Source organism: Ktedonobacter racemifer DSM 44963, assembly GCF_000178855.1.
Lineage (GTDB): Bacteria > Chloroflexota > Ktedonobacteria > Ktedonobacterales > Ktedonobacteraceae > Ktedonobacter > Ktedonobacter racemifer.
Map to the genome: position 1 here is coordinate 1,043,688 of NZ_ADVG01000004.1, position 17,886 is coordinate 1,061,573.

Below are 17,886 nucleotides of genomic sequence, written 5' to 3' on the forward strand. Positions count from 1 at the left end.
GGCAAGGCTATGCATCCCACTTATCAGGCGTCTACGCATCGGCAGATCTCGCTGCATGATGGCTGGGAACTCATCTCAGTTGCTCCAGGCAGCTACCAAAACCCGGAGCAATTGGCATCAGAGACCACGCGCTGGCTTGCGGCCTCGGTACCCGGCACGGTCATGCAGGCGCTACAACGCCATCAGCCCTGGGACTTCAACGCACCTCCGAACGCCGACGAGCATGACTGGTGGTATCGCTGCACCTTCGCGGCGCCCGCCAGCATGGAGGGAAAACATTACACTCTCGCGTTCGAAGGTCTGGCGACGGTCGCAGATGTCTGGCTGAATGGCAAGCTCATACTCCAGGCCGAGAACATGTTCCGGGCCTATGAGGTCGACGTGACGCCGCTCCTCACTGAGCGAAACGAACTCCATCTCCATTTCCACTCCCTCGCGGCTCTGCTGGCACAAAAGCGCCCACGTCCACGCTGGCGTACCAACCTGGTTGAGCAGCAACAGCTACGCTGGTTTCGCACGACGCTGCTGGGTAAAATTCCTGGCTGGTCGCCTCCCGTTCAGGCGGTTGGTCCCTGGCGACCAATCTCCCTGGTGGAGCGCTCGACCCTCGTCATAGAACACCTGCACATCCGCCCGAAGGTGCAAGAAAATACGGGTGTAGTGAGCCTTGACCTCCGGGCCAGGAGCCTGGATGGAGATGTACCAAGCCGCGTCACGCTGCGGCTTGGCGAGACCACTGTAGCCTTACAGGTGCAGACCGATACGCCATCCACCTTTGCCCTGACAGGCGAGGCCCGGCTCAACGATGTCGCCCTATGGTGGCCACATACCCATGGGCAGCAGCCACGCTATCCCGCCAGTATTCAGCTTTATTATCCAGACACAGTGGTGGAGATAGATTGCGGTTCGCTGGCCTTCCGCACGCTTGAACTCTGTACTGCACAAGAAGGTTTCAGCCTCCACGTCAATGGTGCAACCATCTTTTGTCGCGGTGCCTGCTGGACGCCTCTCAACATGGTGACCCTCACAGCGTCCCCACAGGAGTATCGCGAGGCGCTGCTGACCATTAAAAATGCCGGAATGAACATGATCCGCGTCGGTGGCACGATGGTCTATGAGGACGAGGCCTTCTATACCCTCTGCGACGAGCTGGGCATCCTGGTCTGGCAGGATTTTATGTTCGCCAACATGGAGTATCCAGTCACGCAGGAGGACTTCCTCGCCAACGTGCAGGCTGAGTGCAAGCAGGTGCTACAACGCCTGCAACGGCATGCATCCCTCGTACTCTTATGCGGCAACAGCGAGATCGCGCAACAGGTCGCCATGCTAGGCCTGCCCGAGGAGCGCTGGAGCAACGCCTTCTTCGACCAGCTCCTGCCAGAACTCTGCCAGAGCTATACAGATGCCCCCTACTGGTCATCAACGCCAAATGGTGGCGCGCTCCCGTTTCAGGTCAATGCGGGGACCTCAAACTATCAAGGTGTAGGAGCCTACCTGCGGCCGCTGGAGGATGCACGCCAGAGCGGGGTACGCTTCGCCACCGAGTGTCTCTCCTTCGCCAATATCCCTGAAGACCAGACGCTTGACCTGTTCTTAAAGCCCAATCAGTCGCCCGTCCATCATCCCAGGTGGAAGGCGCGTGTGCCACGAGACAATGGTCCCGGCTGGGACTTCGACGATATCCGCGACTACTACCTGGAGAAGCTCTTCCGCGTTGAGCCTATGAAACTGCGCTACGCGGACATGCAGCGCTACCTGGCGCTGGGGCGCGTCACCACAGGTGAGGTCATGGCCTCCGTCTTCGCTGAATGGAGGCGCCAGCGCTCCTCCTGTCAGGGGGGGCTGATCTGGTTCTATCGCGACCTCTGGCCAGGAGCAGGCTGGGGCGTAGTAGACTCCACGGGCTATCCCAAGGCGCCCTACTACTACCTGCGTCGCATACTGGCTCCCACCACCTGCTTCTTCACGGACGAGGGCTTGAGTGGGCTGAGTCTGCACCTCGTCAACGACACTGAATACAACATTCCTGCCGTGGTACAGCTCACACGCTATCGCCTGCCAGGCACACTCCTGGAGACAGCAAACGCTGAAATCCTGCTGCCTGCATGTAGTGCGCAAGAACTGCACGCTGAGAAGCTCTTCGGGCATTTCCTGGACCTGACCTACGCCTTCCGCTTTGGTCCACCGGGACAGGATCTCGTGGTTGCCACCCTAAGCGCCCAGGAGACAGGCCAGGTACTTGGAGAAGCCTTCTACTTCCCCCACCAGGGCCTGCCCAACACCCGCGAGCAGTCAGTCGGTCTACAAGCCCACGCTCGCCCTCTGGAAGATGGCTCTTACGAACTGCACATAAAGACCGAGCAATTCGCCCAATCCGTCGCTATACGAGCAAACCAGTACCTACCAGAAGAGAACTACTTCCACATGCGTCCCGGAAGTGAGAAAATAGTCCGGCTGGTACCGATGGGAAAAAAGTCATCCCTATGGGGATCGCTCTCAGCACTCAATAGTATGAATGATATAAATATAAACATATACAAAGGTACAGCTTCTGGTTAAATAGCGAGTTATGTATAGTTTATTGCTTTAGAAAATATCGAATCCTAGTGAGAAAGTGTTCGTATGGAGAAAAGAATACAACATTCAGAGCTCTCGCAAGAGAATCTGCAAGTCCCCATTCATATTATTCAAGTGGGAAAAAACCAGCAACCATTTATTATGTTTCATGGTGACTGGACAGGAGGACCATTTTATTGCTACACCCTGGCACGTTCCCTGGGCCGCGAGTATCCCTTCTATGCGCTTGATCCGTATAACTTCAATGGCCCTCAGAAACCTCTAACTTTCGAGGAGATGGCCACTGCACATCTCCAAGCCTTAAAAGTGCTTCAGCCTGAAGGCCCTTATCTATTGGGTGGCTACTGCAATGGTGCACTCGTAGCCGGCGAGGTCGCACGCCAACTACAGGTACAAGGCGAAGAGGTAAAACTCCTTGTCCTTATTACTCCTTCTACGCTTTCTTCTGTTCCCAAAACAATTCACACTATGTTACGTACCTTTGGTCCTCTCGTTGGCCTGACCTCAACACGCCAACGCGATGTCTTTATACAACTGCGACACGTGTTAAGACACATATACCGCAAGCTCCTTCCACCCAACAACAAGCATCTTGTTGGCTTCTCGCAATTATTGAAGCTTGAACCACGGCTTGAAGCACTATTCCCTCCCTTAGAAGCCCTCTATAACGACTATATTGGCGTTTTCACCTGGCTCGCCTGCAATTACAAACCACATTTTGATCCGCAACCTGCTAAGTTTATTTGGGTCGAGGAGGATCTGCATAACAGGGCTAAGTGGCAGGCATTTGAACAAAATGCTCCTCTCGTCATTATTCCAGGTGCCCATTTAGCATGCGTTACAGACCATGTGAGCTTGCTTGCCGAACACCTAAAAACCTTCGTAGTGCAGAGTCAAGAAGAAAAGGCATCCATCTTGGAATCTCAGCTCTCAACTCCCTAACAAAAAAGGGTCGACAATTATAAGATATATGCTACAATTGCCGACCCCACTTTAGATAGTGCTATTAACTCTCTTGCTGCTTCCAATGCTATTCCAGCAATTTTTGGCGCAAACAACAACTATTCCTTTCCCTCGTAGGACACAACCTTTACCTCATGTGGCGCAAGAGAGACTTTTATACTGCCATTGATCCATACCACGAGCGTTGTAGTGGACTTATTCACCAGCATGACATGACTTTGCGTAGCCAAAGCTTCGACGCCACTGGAACCTGTAATATCGGCGCTGTAAAGTTTTTCGCCAGATCCAAAATCATTTTTGAGGCTCTTAAGGGTGTAGAACCAGGGGTGAGCCTGCCCTCCACCTGGATACGAGGGACTCGTCCAAAGACCAAGATCGGTAGACCCATCACCTGAAGCACCCCAACTCAAGGCAACTGAACCACCTGCTTTAATGAATTTCATCGTCGTACTAGCCTTTACAGCGTTGTCGAACGCTGCATCAGCAGGACCGCCAGAAAGATATTGACGTGGTGCGGCGAACCATTCAGCCATCCAGATTGGCAAGGTAGTGGAGCCTGGATAAAGCGTAGGGTCAAGTGAACGTATCCAGGTAACGAGATCAGCAAAGACACCGCCAGCCGTAAATGGATCTGTCGCTAGCAAACCTGTATCACGATTCTCAACAGAACCATCTATTGTAATAAAGCCAGCGCCATCCTTATGCTGAAGCCAATATTGAATAACATCGAGTGAGCGCTGATCGATGGTTCCATAAACCTTGGAGAATCGGGAGGGATCACTTGCATGCTTAGGTGTGGACCAGGTATCCATAAAGATATATGGACCGCCTATGTTGATGGTCTTAGGATCTATTCCATGCGCCTTCGCAACCTGCAACAGCGTATTATACACCTGATTATACATGTAGGTATAACCATGATTGGCATACGAACCATTAGGGTTCCCAGAACTGGTCGTATAATCAAAGTTATTAATCGCGGGATCATAATAACCTTTCATCTCATTCCAGACCTGGAAATACCGGACATTATATGGTGGAACCATATAGCGTTCCGCAACTCGCTGGACAAGGTGTAACCAGGAACCCATCTTATTATCGAGGATACGCGACTCATATGCGATGGTAGACCATTCATCCGCTGCGGTAAGCGTCTGAGCTGGCTTTCGTCCCACATTTCTCCCTTTCATCCACCAGGGAGCCTCACAAAGGGTAAGAACAGGTGTACTGCCAGTTTCTACCATGGTCTGCAAACGCTGATCAAGTAGGCTCCAATTGGTTGGCTCAGGATCAGAAGGATTAGGCCATGGATCGGGCAAACCCCATCCCATAATATGAGTATTCTGAAATGCTATATTGCCCTTGGCAAGGGCCTTCGCCTGATTAACAGCCTCAAGATCATTGGATCCCCATGAGGAAAGAAGCGAGTTATCTGTTTGGGTTATGCCAGTGGTAAAATGACTTTCACCAATCTGACAGGAAGGATCGATAGTTACTACTATTGCATTGCTCTCCTCCCCTTCGCTCATCCCATCTTTTTTGCAGGGAACGCTAGAAGGATTACTATTTTTAGCATCTGGAGATGCGTTAGAGGCTGGAAACTGAACTTGCGATGGAATTGAAGAGCAAGAAACAAAAAGCACGAAAAATAAGGGCAAGCACGCAAGAAAGCCTGGAATACGCTTGTTTTGAGTGTTCATAAAAACCCCGCTGTATACTGTGGCCTCTATCGTTGAGGATGCAAGTCCTCTCTAGCCACTTGAAGTGTCCACGCCAGTGAATTGAATTACACCAATGCATGACACTAACTTATATATGTACGCCTTTAAATAGGCATGTGTAACACTCCTGGGCTAGAGGTAGCCAGTTTCACCTATAGCGCACAGTGAATTTGCGCATTCAAACTGGCCCATGTATACTTTTCATCATGTTCGCTATTGTATAACTCAGACACCTATCAGACCTTTTGCTTCTGGTTCTTTCAAGTGATAGCCAGGGATATATTCTACCAATTAGCAGCAAAAAAACATTTTGAGATACATCTATGAAAAATGTAGCACATCCGTTAAAAGTTCTAATGGTCACTCCTCGATATTTTCCATATGTAGGGGGAACAGAGACTCATGTTCACGAGGTTGGTCCACGTCTTGCCGAGCGCGGCATTCATGTTACGATTTTGACTACAATTGCCAACCCCGATGATTATGATCGCTTGCCACACGAGGAAACCGTTGAAGGAATGCGTGTAATACGTGTACGTGCCTGGCCAGCACAGCGTGACTACTACTACACCTCCGAAATACGTTCTTATATAAAAAAAAGCAACTGGGATCTCGTTCATTGTCAGGGTAGCCATACCTTTGTGCCGATTCTGGCAATGCTTGCCGCTAAACAAATGCATATTCCTTACGTTGTTACCTTCCACACTGGTGGGCATACATCGCACATACGTAATATGCTACGAAGCGTCCAGTGGCATAGTCTACGTCCATTGCTAGCTGGCGCATCCAGACTGATTGCCGTGTCTCGCTTTGAAAAAGAATACTTTCGAGACACGCTCCACCTGCCAGAAGATCAATTTTCGCTTGCTCCCAATGGGTTTATTCCACTTAGCCACGATCCAGAGCTACTTACTCCTCCGCCTTCTACAGGCTCTTTGATTGTTTCGGTTGGTCGGCTAGAACGGTATAAAGGACATCACAAACTTATTGCCGCACTTCCTTTTATTCGTGAGCGCTGTCCTGATGCTCACGTCCTGATTTTGGGTAGTGGACCTTATGAAACAGCCTTGCGCGAACTAGCTCAGAAATATGGTGTGGCGGATCACGTGGAAATTCGCTCCATCCCTCCACATGAGCGGCAAACTATGATGCAATTGCTCTCACAGGCCTCAGTTGTTACCTTGCTCAGTGAGTATGAATCACAGGGTATAGTCGTTATGGAAGCACTGGCACTCCGCCGTCCCGTACTTGTTACCGACACCTCTGCCCTTCATGAGTTTGCTGAGCAACGGCTTGTATGTGCGATCCCGCTTAAAAGTGATAGTGAACAAATTGCGCAAGCCGTGCTCAAGCAGATACATCATCCCATTCTTCCAGTAAACTTCTCATTGCCAACATGGGATGAATGTGCTGACAAACTCTTTACAATTTATCAACAAGCTACCAGCTAACCAAATGAGCTGATCTAGCTGTGCTTGACAGCAAAAGAGGTTAAAGGTAATGAAACATGTGGTTAGGGATAACTATCGTCAATGGGAGTTAGGAATGTTAAAAAATAACCAACCTTTTTGTCAGGTATAGGTTTTATGATCTAACTCTTATTCCCGCAAAGCTTACGTTCTATAGGGAAAAGAATACTTAAAAGCATTACGTTATTTTGTTTGAATATTTAAATATTTCATAGGAAAGTGCAAATGGAAGTACATACATATCCAAGTGTCAGTGTAGTAATTCCAACACGCAATGAAGCTCTTAATCTGCCTCATATCCTTCCAGAGATACCAACCATCGTCACCGAAGTTGTTCTTGTCGATGGACATTCTACTGACAACACTATCGCAGTTGCTCGTGAACTGCGTCCAGATATTCGTATCTTGACTCAACAAGGTCGTGGCAAAGGAGATGCGATGCGTGCAGGTTTCGCAGCCTGCACTGGTGATATTATTGTCATGCTCGACGCAGATGGATCAGCCCATCCAGCTGAAATTACACTCTTCGTCGAGGCACTAATGAATGATTATGACTTTGCCAAAGGTTCGCGATTCCTTAAAGGTGGGGGTAGTCATGATCTCACCTGGTTACGTGCTATAGGCAACTTTGGATTATGTCAATTCACGAATATTCTTTACGGCCGTCGCTTTAGTGATCTATGTTACGGTTATAATGCGTTTTGGCGTTATTGCCTGGAGAGCGTCGAATTAGACTGTACAGGTTTTGAGATTGAGGCACAACTTTGCCTGCGTATGCACAAAGCGCACTATCGCATTGTGGAAGTCCCAAGCATCGAACATCAGCGTATCCATGGCGAAAGTAATTTGCGTACTTTCCCTGACGGCTGGCGTGTTCTTAAAACAATTCTGAAAGAGTTTCTTTCTCGAAACAAACAATCTGGGTTGACAAAACGCTCGCCCAGGCGACATATTCAACACACTGAGATCGAGATCCCAACTACAGAGGGAATTGGCATATAGCAACAATTTATTATTAGGCACTTTTGATAGTTGGTAAGAAAGACAGAAATGGTATTCAGCACATCATCCATGCACGGTGACCAGCGAGTAGAGTACTCACCCAAAACCACAACACATGCTTCAGTAATTATCTGCGCTTATACCCAAGAGCGTTGGAACGATTTACAAGAAGCTGTGGCGTCTGTCCAACAACAAACACAGCCTCCGCATGAAATAATAGTTGTGGTCGATCATAATCCAACTCTGCTTACGCTTGCCCAAAAACATCTACAGGGTGTACGAGTACTGGAAAACCAGGAGGAGCGTGGCCTTTCAGGCGCACGCAATACAGGTGTAAGTATCGCTCAAGGGGATTATATCGCCTTCCTTGATGACGATGCTATTGCAAGCCAATCCTGGTTGCAGTCCTTAGAAGAGGCTCTGAGCAGTTCATATGTTATGGGAGTAGGTGGAGCTGTAACGCCTCAATGGATGGCTCAAGAGCCCGCCTGGTTTCCCGAGGAATTTTACTGGGTTGTTGGTTGTACCTATCGCGGCCTCCCACTGGAAACGGCACCTGTGCGCAACCCAATCGGGGCCAACATGTGCATACGGCGAGAGGTCTTCGAAACAATCGGCGGCTTTCGTAGCGGCATAGGACGCATCGGAACACGGCCTGTAGGTTGTGAGGAGACAGAATTTTGTATACGTGCGCGTCAGCATTGGCCCGAACGCTTTTTTCTCTACGAACCACATGCCAATGTCTACCACCGTGTACCAACCTCACGTGCCAACTGGTACTATTTCTGGGCCCGCTGTTATGCTGAAGGTATTTCTAAAGCCTTTGTGGCCCGTTTTGTAGGCGCCAAAGACACCCTCTCATCCGAAAGTGTCTATACACTGCGCACACTCCCTCAAGGTGTAATGCGCAATTTAGGCTTGGCACTGAGAAAAAAAAGGTTAGGCCATCTGGAGCGCGTTTGTGCCATAATCATTGGCCTGGCCGTTACTACTTTTGGCTACCTGGTAGGTCGCTTTTTCTCTCAAAGAAATGAGAGTAAGCCTACAACTCGGTTCCAACCCAAAACAGCCAATGCGCTTTTGGCTTCCTCAATCGATGAGCCTGATACTATACCTTAGTACCTATATTTACGCAATAGAGCAAAACTAGCGTTAAAGTATAAACACAGGTCAAGCAAAAATAAGTGCTCATGCGTGGAGTTATATTTTGTGATAACGTCTCTTTTTGGCTGGATCAAGAGGAATAGTACTCTTCTTTTTAATACAGGGTCACTGATTGGCACCATGGTTGTCACTTCAGGTCTTGGCTTTGCCTACTGGTGGGTGGCAGCTCGCTTATTTAAGCCTCAAGCTGTCGGCCTGGCTTCCGCTGCTACCTCTGCCATGATGTTGCTCTCTGCATTCTGCATGTTTGGCTTAACAACTCTTATTATCACTGAACTACCACGCAATAAAGGCAAAGAGGGATCTCTTATTAGTACTGCGCTCCTGATTGTAGGAGGCATTAGTCTTATTGCAGGCGCCATCTTTGCAATGCTAGCACCCTTACTTTCACGAGAACTCAATCCGTTGGGGGCGAATGGAACAAATATAGCCGCATTCGCTATCAGCATCTGCATCACGTCGATTACCGTTCTCGTTGATCAGGCAGTAATTGGATTGCTGAAAGGAGGGCTACAATTCTGGCGCAATGCTATTTTCTCGGCAGCCAAACTTGTGGCCCTTTATCTGTTAGGTACCTGGTTCTCAGATACCATTGGTATGTCCATTTACGCCACCTGGACGCTGGGCAACATTATCTCACTCATTCCCCTCTTCATTCTGGCTCTATGGAAAATGCGCAAACGACTTCATAGTATACTGCCAAGTCGGACACTGCTACGCAACCTGGGAGCATCTGCAATTCAACATCATATCCTCAATCTTATTCTTTCCGCACCCGTACAAGTCTTGCCCTTGATGGTCACCATCCTGCTTTCAGCTTCTATGAATGCCTGGTTTTATGTGGCATCTATGATGGCCAATTTCGTATTTTCCATCTCGCTCTCGCTGACCACAGTTCTTCATGCCACCAATGCCGCCCAAGCTAATACCTTATCACAAAAGACGAAATTAACAGTTCTCCTGGCATCGCTTATCGGCTTAATTGCTTGCATTATTGTTGCAGTTGCTGCTGAGCCTGTATTACGCTTTTTTGGTCCAAGCTATGCCACTCAGGCAGCCTGGCCATTGCGCCTCCTTTGCATTGGCGCATTCCCGCTCATCATTAAAGATCACTTCATCGCTATTCGTCGAATTAAAGATGAGATTACCAGCGCGATGCTTCCCATAATCCTGGGTAGTGTGATGGAATTGGTACTAGCTGCCATTGGAGCCAAACTTGGCGGCCTATCAGGCTTCTGCCTGGCTTGGGTTATAGCTCTGGGGGTTGAAGCTCTTTTCATGTCTCGCCTCGTCATCAGAACAATGCTCGGCGTCGATCCTGATGCCAATACCATCAGTAGTATCGCTGATACAGATACAATGATTATGCAAGCTATTCGTCCAGGAACATTTATAGATGATTGGGGCACAGTGATTGAGACTCCAACGCAGAGATTAAATGTAGTTATGAGCTTGAGCAGCTCTACCGACTTTATTAAAAGCCTAGTCCTGACTGATGCCCCGACGGTCCAGTTGCAAAGGATTTCCAGTGATGAGCAACCAACAGTCAAACTGAAGCGCATCAAGACAGCTTCAAGGTCTTCAGGGATACCAGCCCGCAACATACCGAAGACGCCAAAACTAGAACGAAACATCGATACTTCCATCGCGGATGCGCCAACACTTCAGATGCGGGGTGTGAGCCTCCACGGGGAAGAAACTGTTGCTACACCCCAAAACGATCCTGTAGTTCAAGCGAGGCATGACTCCTGGTCAAAAATAGGAAATGCAACCAGCCCTAACACCCCTCCGACAATTGAGTCGTATCCTGGGCCTCCACAGAAAGAGCAAACTTCCAGGGAAAAAATATTAGGGCCATAGGTCATAGTAGCGAAGTTCGTAGCCACCATTGCGACTAAAAAAACCGCCTAAAGCAAGAACGAGAAACAGAGAGCAATGAATAAAGCGCTAAGCATAGAGCAATCACAAGAGAGAGGAAACATGGCAGCATTCTTAGAGCTGGTATGCATCCTCCTTCCAATCGGAGCATTTCTGCTCTGGTATTTTTCCTTGAGTGCCATGGATGTCCGTAAGATGAATGACCTGGGACTCGTTTCTATCATGCCGCCTTCTCTTTTCATTGGTCTGGCACTAATGATGGTCAGTTTCACCTTAACGCTACAAAGACCAAAGCTTCGTACACCAATTATATTGCTTCATTTCGCTCTCCTGCTATTTATGCTTTTTACTATCCATATCTTTATTGAGCAGGAGCCACGTTTTGATATTGTTTACCGCCATAATGGCTATACAGAATACATTATGCGTACGGGAACAGTTGACCCAAGTCTCGATGCCTATTTTAGCTGGCCCGGTTTCTTCGTCTTTAGTGCTTTCGTTACCCGGATCGCGGGTTATCAGAGCGTTCTGGCCTACGCTAACTGGGCACCACTTTTCTACAACATCATCTACATGGGTCCCCTTTATATGATCTTTACCACGTTTACCTCCAACAAACGCCTGGTATGGTTGTCCATGTGGATATTCGCTATCAGCAACTGGATTGGGCAAGATTATTTCTCACCACAAGGTCTCAATCTTTTTCTCTACCTGGTCATTATCGCAATCCTGGTTACCTGGTTTAAATCTCCACCTGAAAGACGCATATCCGCACTTCCTGCTCGCTTGGGACGCATTCGCTTTGTATCGCAATTTTATGCATGGCTTACTGCTCCTAGCGCAACCGCTTCTATTCCAACCTTACCTCTACAACGCTATGCGCTATTAGCTAGCCTGCTGACTGTGTTTGGCTTTAGCGTCTTTGGACATCAGCTGACGCCTTTCTTCATTCTAGCCAGTGTCACCGCACTAGTGCTCTTCAGCCGCTGTTCACCCAAAGTCTGGTGGCTACCTCTAGCACTCGCAGCTATGATTGCTGCCTGGCTTATTTTTATGGCGCGTCCCTATTTAGCAGGCCACATGGATCAAGCTTTCGGTGGGCTGACAAAGATCATGGGCATATTCTCGTCGAACGTCTCAAACCGTTTGAGCGGTAATCCTGAACATTCCTTCATAGCACGCATGCGTATTATTATGACCTTCCTTCTCTGGTTACTGGCCCTCTTTGGAGGGACCTTCCGTTTGATAAAAGGGCATAAAGATGCGAACGCCGCAATTTTAGCAATCGTACCAATTATTTTACTTGTCATACAACCATATGGTGGTGAAATGTTGCTACGCTGCTATCTTTTTATGCTAGTTGGCATGTCCTTCTTCGCGGCCTCTATCTTTTTTGATGTGCCTTCACTGGCAGATCTCAAGAACATTTCCTGGTTTGCACGTGTAAGTAGACGCTTCAATAATAATGCGTTGTTAACAAATAAGACAATCAGAAATTTCCCTCAACTTCAAGGGATCTTAATAGCGATGCTTTTGTTTGTGCTCCTTAGTGGTTTTCTCTTTACACGCTATGGTAATGAGAATACAGATTACAAGACCTATGACGAGGTGAATGGCGTCTTTCATCTCTATGATATCGCTGCTCCCCACTCACTCTTTGTCGCGGGCTGGCTGGGTACTCCCTGGCAAGTCAAAGACTTTGAGAAATTTCAACTTGTGACCCTGGCCGATGATGATACACTCATCAATGCAGTTGACACAAATACTGTTAATACAGTGATACGCTTTATGCAGAGCCAACCGCATTCCCAGGCATATATCCTATTTTCACGCAGCCAAAAGACCTGGTTTAATGCGATGTCAGGCCTGCCAGCAGGTAAATTGGATAGTTTTGAAAACACGGTAGCACTGTCTGGCGATTTCAATCTGGTGTATCGTAATAACGATATACAAATCTATCAGCTTGTTTCCGCTGCCAAAGGAGAATAATTATGCGCCAATCCTGGTTATGGCCAATTTGCCTCGTCCTGGCAGCACTTGTCGCTGGTCTCATTACCTTTGCATTACCAGGGACAACGCTTCAACCATTTGTTGTATTTAGCTTCCTATTTTTCTGCCCAGGAATGGCAATAGTCCGCTTTTTCAGACTGAATTACATTGTTGCAGAATTGACATTGGCCGTTGCTATCAGCCTTTCTTTGGGGGCTATCATCGCTGGGCTTTTCATGTATTCTGGACACTGGTCTCCCTCGGGGATCATGGGAACCTTGCTGCTTCTATGCCTTGGCTGCTCAATTATACAACTGGCAATGCTTCATCCAGCATTTTCCGACCGTCTCAAGTTTATTGATCTTCAAAACACTATTCGCATGCCAACTCTAAACCTTACCGAGGCTAAGACCATGCAGTTACCCAGGCTTACACGCATGGCTCCTCAACAAAAGGATATTGTGGATCGCGATACCATTTTTATGGCTGCCATCAAAGATACAAGCCCTCATCAAACCCAACTTAATCAGAAGGCAATTGAAGAGCAGGAAGATACCAGGGCAATTGAAGAGAAGGCAACAGCGCATGTTCCCAGTATTAGTATTGCTTATTCCCCTGTACCTCAAGCGAAGCCAATCACTCATAAACAACCTTTAGGGGAACAAGAAACACAACAGCTAAACATCAGCGCACTCCAAGCAGAAGACATCATTGAGGAGCAAGAAACCTCTCTTATCTCCTCAATAACACAAAAAGACAGTATCGAGGAACAAGACATTGCCCTTAGCTCAGATAGTTCACCCTCTTCTACTGACGAAGAGCAAACCATTGAGGAGCAAGAAACCTCTCTTATCACTTCACCAACGCTAGAAGATATCATTGAGGAACAAGACATTGCCCCTATCCCAGGTATTTCATCCCCTTCTGCTGATGAAGAACAAGCCATTGAGGAGAAAGAAACTGTCAACATTCCATCGGTACAGGCACCTGAGCCTGATCTGATACCTGAACAAACACTAGAAGATATCATCGAGGAACAAGATATTGCTCCTGTCCCAGGTATTTCATCCTCTTCCTCTGACGAAGAACAGGCCATTGAGGAGAAAGAAACTGTCAACGTTACATCGATACAGGTGCCTGAGTCTGATCTAACACCAGCCGATACTCTAGCCTCAAAGAAAGAACAGATGGAGCAAGAGGAGAAAGAGCCAGCCATTATTGCAGAACCACCAGCCGATTCTTCAACTTCAGAGAAAAAACAAGAGGACCAGGAAGAGAAAGAGTCAGTCATTACTACAGCAAAACCAGAGCCTTCCAAGGAGTCGCAGAAAAAAGAAAAAACTCTTTCTACCAGAACAATAATTCCACACACCAATCCTCATAAAGCTATAGTTCAGGACCCTGCGGCAAAAAATGTTTTGAGAAAGAAGCGTCTCACTAAAGAAGTTGTAAAGCAAGAGGTCTCAGAACAAGACAACATTTGATTGCAAACAAATTCTGATTGGTTCCTTTTTTGCTTGCGTGCCTAGCAAACTTAAAACGGATTTTAGAGCATAGAAGGCAGGAACATATCGCTATACATTTTTTATGCAGAAAACATTATAATGTGGTTAGAAGGAAAAGGTAGCCAGAAAACTTAGTTTTTTAGAAGGTTAACACGAGATGAGTAGGGAAAAGCAGTATAACCGTAGGCAAGTTTCGGGGGTTGCGCTTGCAGCTTTAAGCAGTTTTCTGCTCCTCTTTACCTCTGATGAACAGATGGCCTTCTCCTCTCTAGCCCCTACACCAGATATGCCACCCGATACGACTCTGCATATCGCAACAACATCTCAGCACACTAGCGCCTTTACCCTGGGCATGAGCGATGTTGACACGAACCTTATCTATCCACAATCCTCTGAGCAGGCCTCACAGATCAAGCACTTATTAGCGCAGAGCAGCTCTTTCACGAACATTCACATCATGGGTTGGGGAGCGGATGATCCCTGGCCAGATCCAGCGCAGCCAGAACCCACAAACTGGAGCACACTGGATAAGAAACTGCAAATCGCGCTCGATACCGGGACTACACCCGTGATTACTCTGTGTGAGGCGCCATGGTGGATGAAAGGTCGCCTGAATGCCGATGGCTCAACGACACGCCTTACCAAAAATGATGACTTCGCCGACATTACGTATGATGCACGCGTCTTAGATAACCATATGTCTGACTGGTTACACCTTGTACAAAGAATCGCGGAACGCTATATGGCGCCACCCTACAATGTACGCTATTTTCAGGTCTGGAATGAGCTTAAAGGCTATTACAATCCAATAACCAATAATTGGGATGGCGGGAAGTCACAGGGAGATCCCACAGGGGATAACGCGCGTCATGGCTATACCTACATGTATAACCAGGTCTACACAACCTTGAAACAAGTTGCTCAGGGACAGGGCATAGACCCTCCACAAGTGAAGGTTGGTGGCCCCTATGTGGTGATGGATAGCTGGGCCTCAACCAACGCCCCTGATCGTTCAAACGTCAAAGATCAGTATGGGGCACTTGACCGGAGAAGCCTTAATGTCGTCGCAACATGGCTCGCTGAGAAGCTTGGTGGTGATTTCCTTACCATTGATGGCGGCAATGTTAATAAAGATCAGACCAATCTTACCGACCCCTTTACCGCCACAGAGAAATTCGCTGACGTCGTACAGTGGATTCGCTCGCTTGATCCCCATACATATCCTGGGGCGACGACCCTCCCTATCTGGTGGGCCGAATGGTATGCGATCCCTTTCGCAACAGAGAATAATCCAGACTATAATAACGCCCTCAAAACCTACACCTTGCTCCAGTTTATTAATTCGGGAGTAAGTGTCGCGCTAGCATGGGGTTATGACGATCTGTGGTACGCTAACCCAGCAACACCGGGCCCCTGGTATGGGAGCGCCAATGCCATCAAGGAACATTTCCCCGCTGGAACACCTCTCTATAAGACAAGCTCAACATCACAAGACGTTGTCGCGCTCGCATCCAAAAGCAGCGTGCTCCTGATCAACAAATCATTGTTGCCGCACGTGGTTGATGTGGAAGGCAAACATGTCCCGCTTCGATCTTTCCAGGTCGTTGTGGTCAACCGGTAAAGCGAGGCACTTTCTACAGCTTAAAGTGCCTCATTTCTCTGCTAGCTATCCATTTTCGTGCGCTCGGGGCGGAAGGCGGGCATGCAGAGCGACCAGTATTCACACTCCTGGTCCTGGCTGGCGTTACTATAGGTGACGCGTGTACCACGCTCGATCAGGCAGGTCTCGCCGGGCGCAACCTCCAGGTGCTCTCCCTCGGCCTCGATCGCGAGCACACCTCGCACGACGATGACGACTTCGTCGAAGTCCGCTACCTGGGCTGGCTCACGCCAGGCCGCGGGCGCCAACATATGCGCCAGGCTAAATCCATCATGCTTGCTGTGTAAAGCACCAAAATGCTCGTCGATGATTTTCCCGTCTTCACGTGGGAAGATGCTCCCGTGCTCTACTTTATGTAACATAGGTGCTATTCCTCTCTTTGCTTTTTTATTGATTATACGATACTTCTCAGCGCCTGTGGCGCTTCGTGAGAAGGTAGGGTATCGTGGTCGTCGCGTCGGCGACGACCACGATACCCTACCTTCTCAGTTGGCCTTGCTTGCTTGTAAAGACAAATATGTGAGTTATTTCACCCAAAACGCCGCAGGATGCTCCTGCCCTTTCAGGCATGGGGAGGAATGCGGCGTTCCTTTGGAGGTGGCTTGGGTGGAATACGCCGTAGACATTCTCTCATCTGCTCATGTATTGTTGACAGTCAGATGAAAACTATGGTATAATTTAGCGTATGCAAACGGTATTAACAGCGAAACTCAAATTAAATACAACGCCCGAGCAATTCAAGGCATTACGTACAACGCAACTGGCGTATCGGGATTCTCTCAACTATGTGAGCCAGTACGCCTTTGCGCATGGCAAGATGAGCAATGCTGTTCGTTTGCAAGATGCCACCTACGAAGAGATCCGCCTCCGTTTTCATCTGCCTTCGCAAATGGCCTGTTCTGTTCCTCGCCAAGTTGGTGCCTCGTATAAAACCCTCTGGACAAAGGTCAAGAACAATGCTGTTCATCGTAAGGAAGGGAAGACCAAGAAACGCTACAAAGGGCTTGATAAGGCTCCCAAGTTCATCTCCCCCACGTTGACCTATCAGTACAAGAAAGACTACACCTTCAAGAAAGAGCAGCAGGTGAGCATCCTGACCCTTGAGGGACGTGTTATCGTGCCCTATACTGGCTACAATAAGCATGTTGCATTGATCCAGCGTGGAGCGGAGATTGGTGCATCGAAACTCTGGTATGACAAGCCCAAGAAACAATTTTACCTCCTTGTCTCTCTTGCAATTGAGACGGCTGATCCTACACCTGAAACGCACAAGCAGGTCGCCGGAGTGGATGTGGGGATGCGATACCTTGCCGTCACGGCGATGATGCAAGGGGATTGCACCTTCCATTCAGGCAAACAGATTGTCCCCAAGGCAAACCACTACGCACGACTGAGAAAACGTCTGCAAAAGAAAGGCACTCGTTCAGCGACAAGAAGGCTCGTTGCCATCAGTGGACGAGAGAGACGGTTGAAGCAGAATACCAATCATGTCGTGAGTAAGCGGATTGTCCTACAGCACCCTCAAAGCTTGATTGGACTGGAGCATCTGACAGACATTCGAGAACGTACCAAACGACGCAAAGGCAAAAATGCAAAACAGCGAAAAGCCAATCGTACCTTCTCCAAATGGTCCTTCGCTGAGTTGCATAGCATGATTGCCTATAAAGCGCTCTTACATCGAAGTATGGCAATCAAGGTCGATGCCAACTCTACCTCGCAAGCGTGCCCCAAATGTGGGCACACCTGCAAAGAGAATAGACCCAACAAAGGATTGCTCTTCGTCTGTCAGAATTGTCAGTACACGCTCCATGCCGATCTGGTTGGTGCAAGAAACATTGCGATGCGAACGCTTCTTATCCGGCAAGACTGGATAGGAACGGGCCTCTTGTCAGTACGCGCCTTCTGTGTCGGACGATGAAGCCAAAGCCGCACGCCTGAAACGGTATGCTGAATTGCGG

Annotated in this window: 12 protein-coding genes; 10 read left to right on the plus strand and 2 right to left on the minus strand. The window is 48.4% G+C overall.

The genetic code is table 11. The features are described from left to right. Nucleotides 1–9 precede the first annotated feature (9 nt). Entirely contained in the window at nt 10–2,559 is a 2,550-nt protein-coding gene (locus KRAC_RS46250) for a glycoside hydrolase family 2 protein (RefSeq protein WP_007919192.1), read from the plus strand. A gap of 63 nt (nt 2,560–2,622) precedes the next feature. Further along, nucleotides 2,623–3,519 (plus strand): thioesterase domain-containing protein, encoded by an 897-nt coding sequence (locus KRAC_RS46255; protein ID WP_007919193.1) that lies wholly within the window; start codon nt 2,623–2,625, stop codon nt 3,517–3,519. A 119-nt stretch (nt 3,520–3,638) separates the two neighbouring features. Here KRAC_RS46255 and KRAC_RS46260 read toward each other — a convergent pair whose 3' ends face one another. After that, the gene (locus KRAC_RS46260) at nt 3,639–5,240 is read right to left on the minus strand and encodes a hypothetical protein (protein WP_007919195.1); all 1,602 of its coding nucleotides are present in this window, start codon (nt 5,238–5,240) and stop codon (nt 3,639–3,641) included. Nucleotides 5,241–5,584: 344 nt separating this feature from the next. Here KRAC_RS46260 and KRAC_RS46265 point away from each other — a divergent pair, with 344 nt between their 5' ends. The 7 genes from KRAC_RS46265 (at nt 5,585) to KRAC_RS46295 (ending at nt 15,889) form a co-directional block, all read left to right on the plus strand. Continuing rightward, complete coding sequence (locus KRAC_RS46265) at nt 5,585–6,712, plus strand: glycosyltransferase family 4 protein (RefSeq protein WP_007919197.1); 1,128 nt, start codon at nt 5,585–5,587, stop codon at nt 6,710–6,712. A gap of 243 nt (nt 6,713–6,955) precedes the next feature. Beyond that, nucleotides 6,956–7,732, plus strand: coding sequence for a glycosyltransferase family 2 protein (locus tag KRAC_RS46270; RefSeq protein ID WP_007919199.1), 777 nt, complete (start codon nt 6,956–6,958; stop codon nt 7,730–7,732). 48 nt (nt 7,733–7,780) lie between these two features. Further along, nucleotides 7,781–8,851 carry a glycosyltransferase family 2 protein gene (locus KRAC_RS46275; RefSeq protein WP_211221451.1) on the plus strand — a complete coding sequence of 357 codons (1,071 nt, stop codon included), beginning with the start codon at nt 7,781–7,783 and terminating at the stop codon, nt 8,849–8,851. Between the two features lie 75 nt (nt 8,852–8,926). Then, nucleotides 8,927–10,756 (plus strand): lipopolysaccharide biosynthesis protein, encoded by a 1,830-nt coding sequence (locus KRAC_RS46280; protein WP_157507922.1) that lies wholly within the window; start codon nt 8,927–8,929, stop codon nt 10,754–10,756. A 120-nt stretch (nt 10,757–10,876) separates the two neighbouring features. Continuing rightward, nucleotides 10,877–12,763 carry a hypothetical protein gene (locus KRAC_RS46285; protein ID WP_040447232.1) on the plus strand — a complete coding sequence of 629 codons (1,887 nt, stop codon included), beginning with the start codon at nt 10,877–10,879 and terminating at the stop codon, nt 12,761–12,763. Nucleotides 12,764–12,765: 2 nt separating this feature from the next. Further along, nucleotides 12,766–14,247: a ribonuclease E domain-containing protein gene (locus KRAC_RS46290; RefSeq protein ID WP_007919207.1), complete on the plus strand. Its 1,482-nt coding sequence runs from the start codon at nt 12,766–12,768 to the stop codon at nt 14,245–14,247. A gap of 178 nt (nt 14,248–14,425) precedes the next feature. Continuing rightward, the gene (locus KRAC_RS46295) at nt 14,426–15,889 is read left to right on the plus strand and encodes a hypothetical protein (RefSeq protein ID WP_007919208.1); all 1,464 of its coding nucleotides are present in this window, start codon (nt 14,426–14,428) and stop codon (nt 15,887–15,889) included. 41 nt (nt 15,890–15,930) lie between these two features. Here the strand turns inward: KRAC_RS46295 and KRAC_RS46300 are convergent, their stop codons facing one another. Then, nucleotides 15,931–16,290 (minus strand): cupin domain-containing protein, encoded by a 360-nt coding sequence (locus KRAC_RS46300; protein WP_007919209.1) that lies wholly within the window; start codon nt 16,288–16,290, stop codon nt 15,931–15,933. Between the two features lie 323 nt (nt 16,291–16,613). On the opposite strand from KRAC_RS46300, the gene KRAC_RS46305 reads away from it, so the two are divergent. Continuing rightward, on the plus strand, nt 16,614–17,846 hold the full coding sequence (locus tag KRAC_RS46305; RefSeq protein ID WP_007919210.1) for an RNA-guided endonuclease InsQ/TnpB family protein: 1,233 nt from the start codon (nt 16,614–16,616) through the stop codon (nt 17,844–17,846). Nucleotides 17,847–17,886 lie beyond the last annotated feature (40 nt).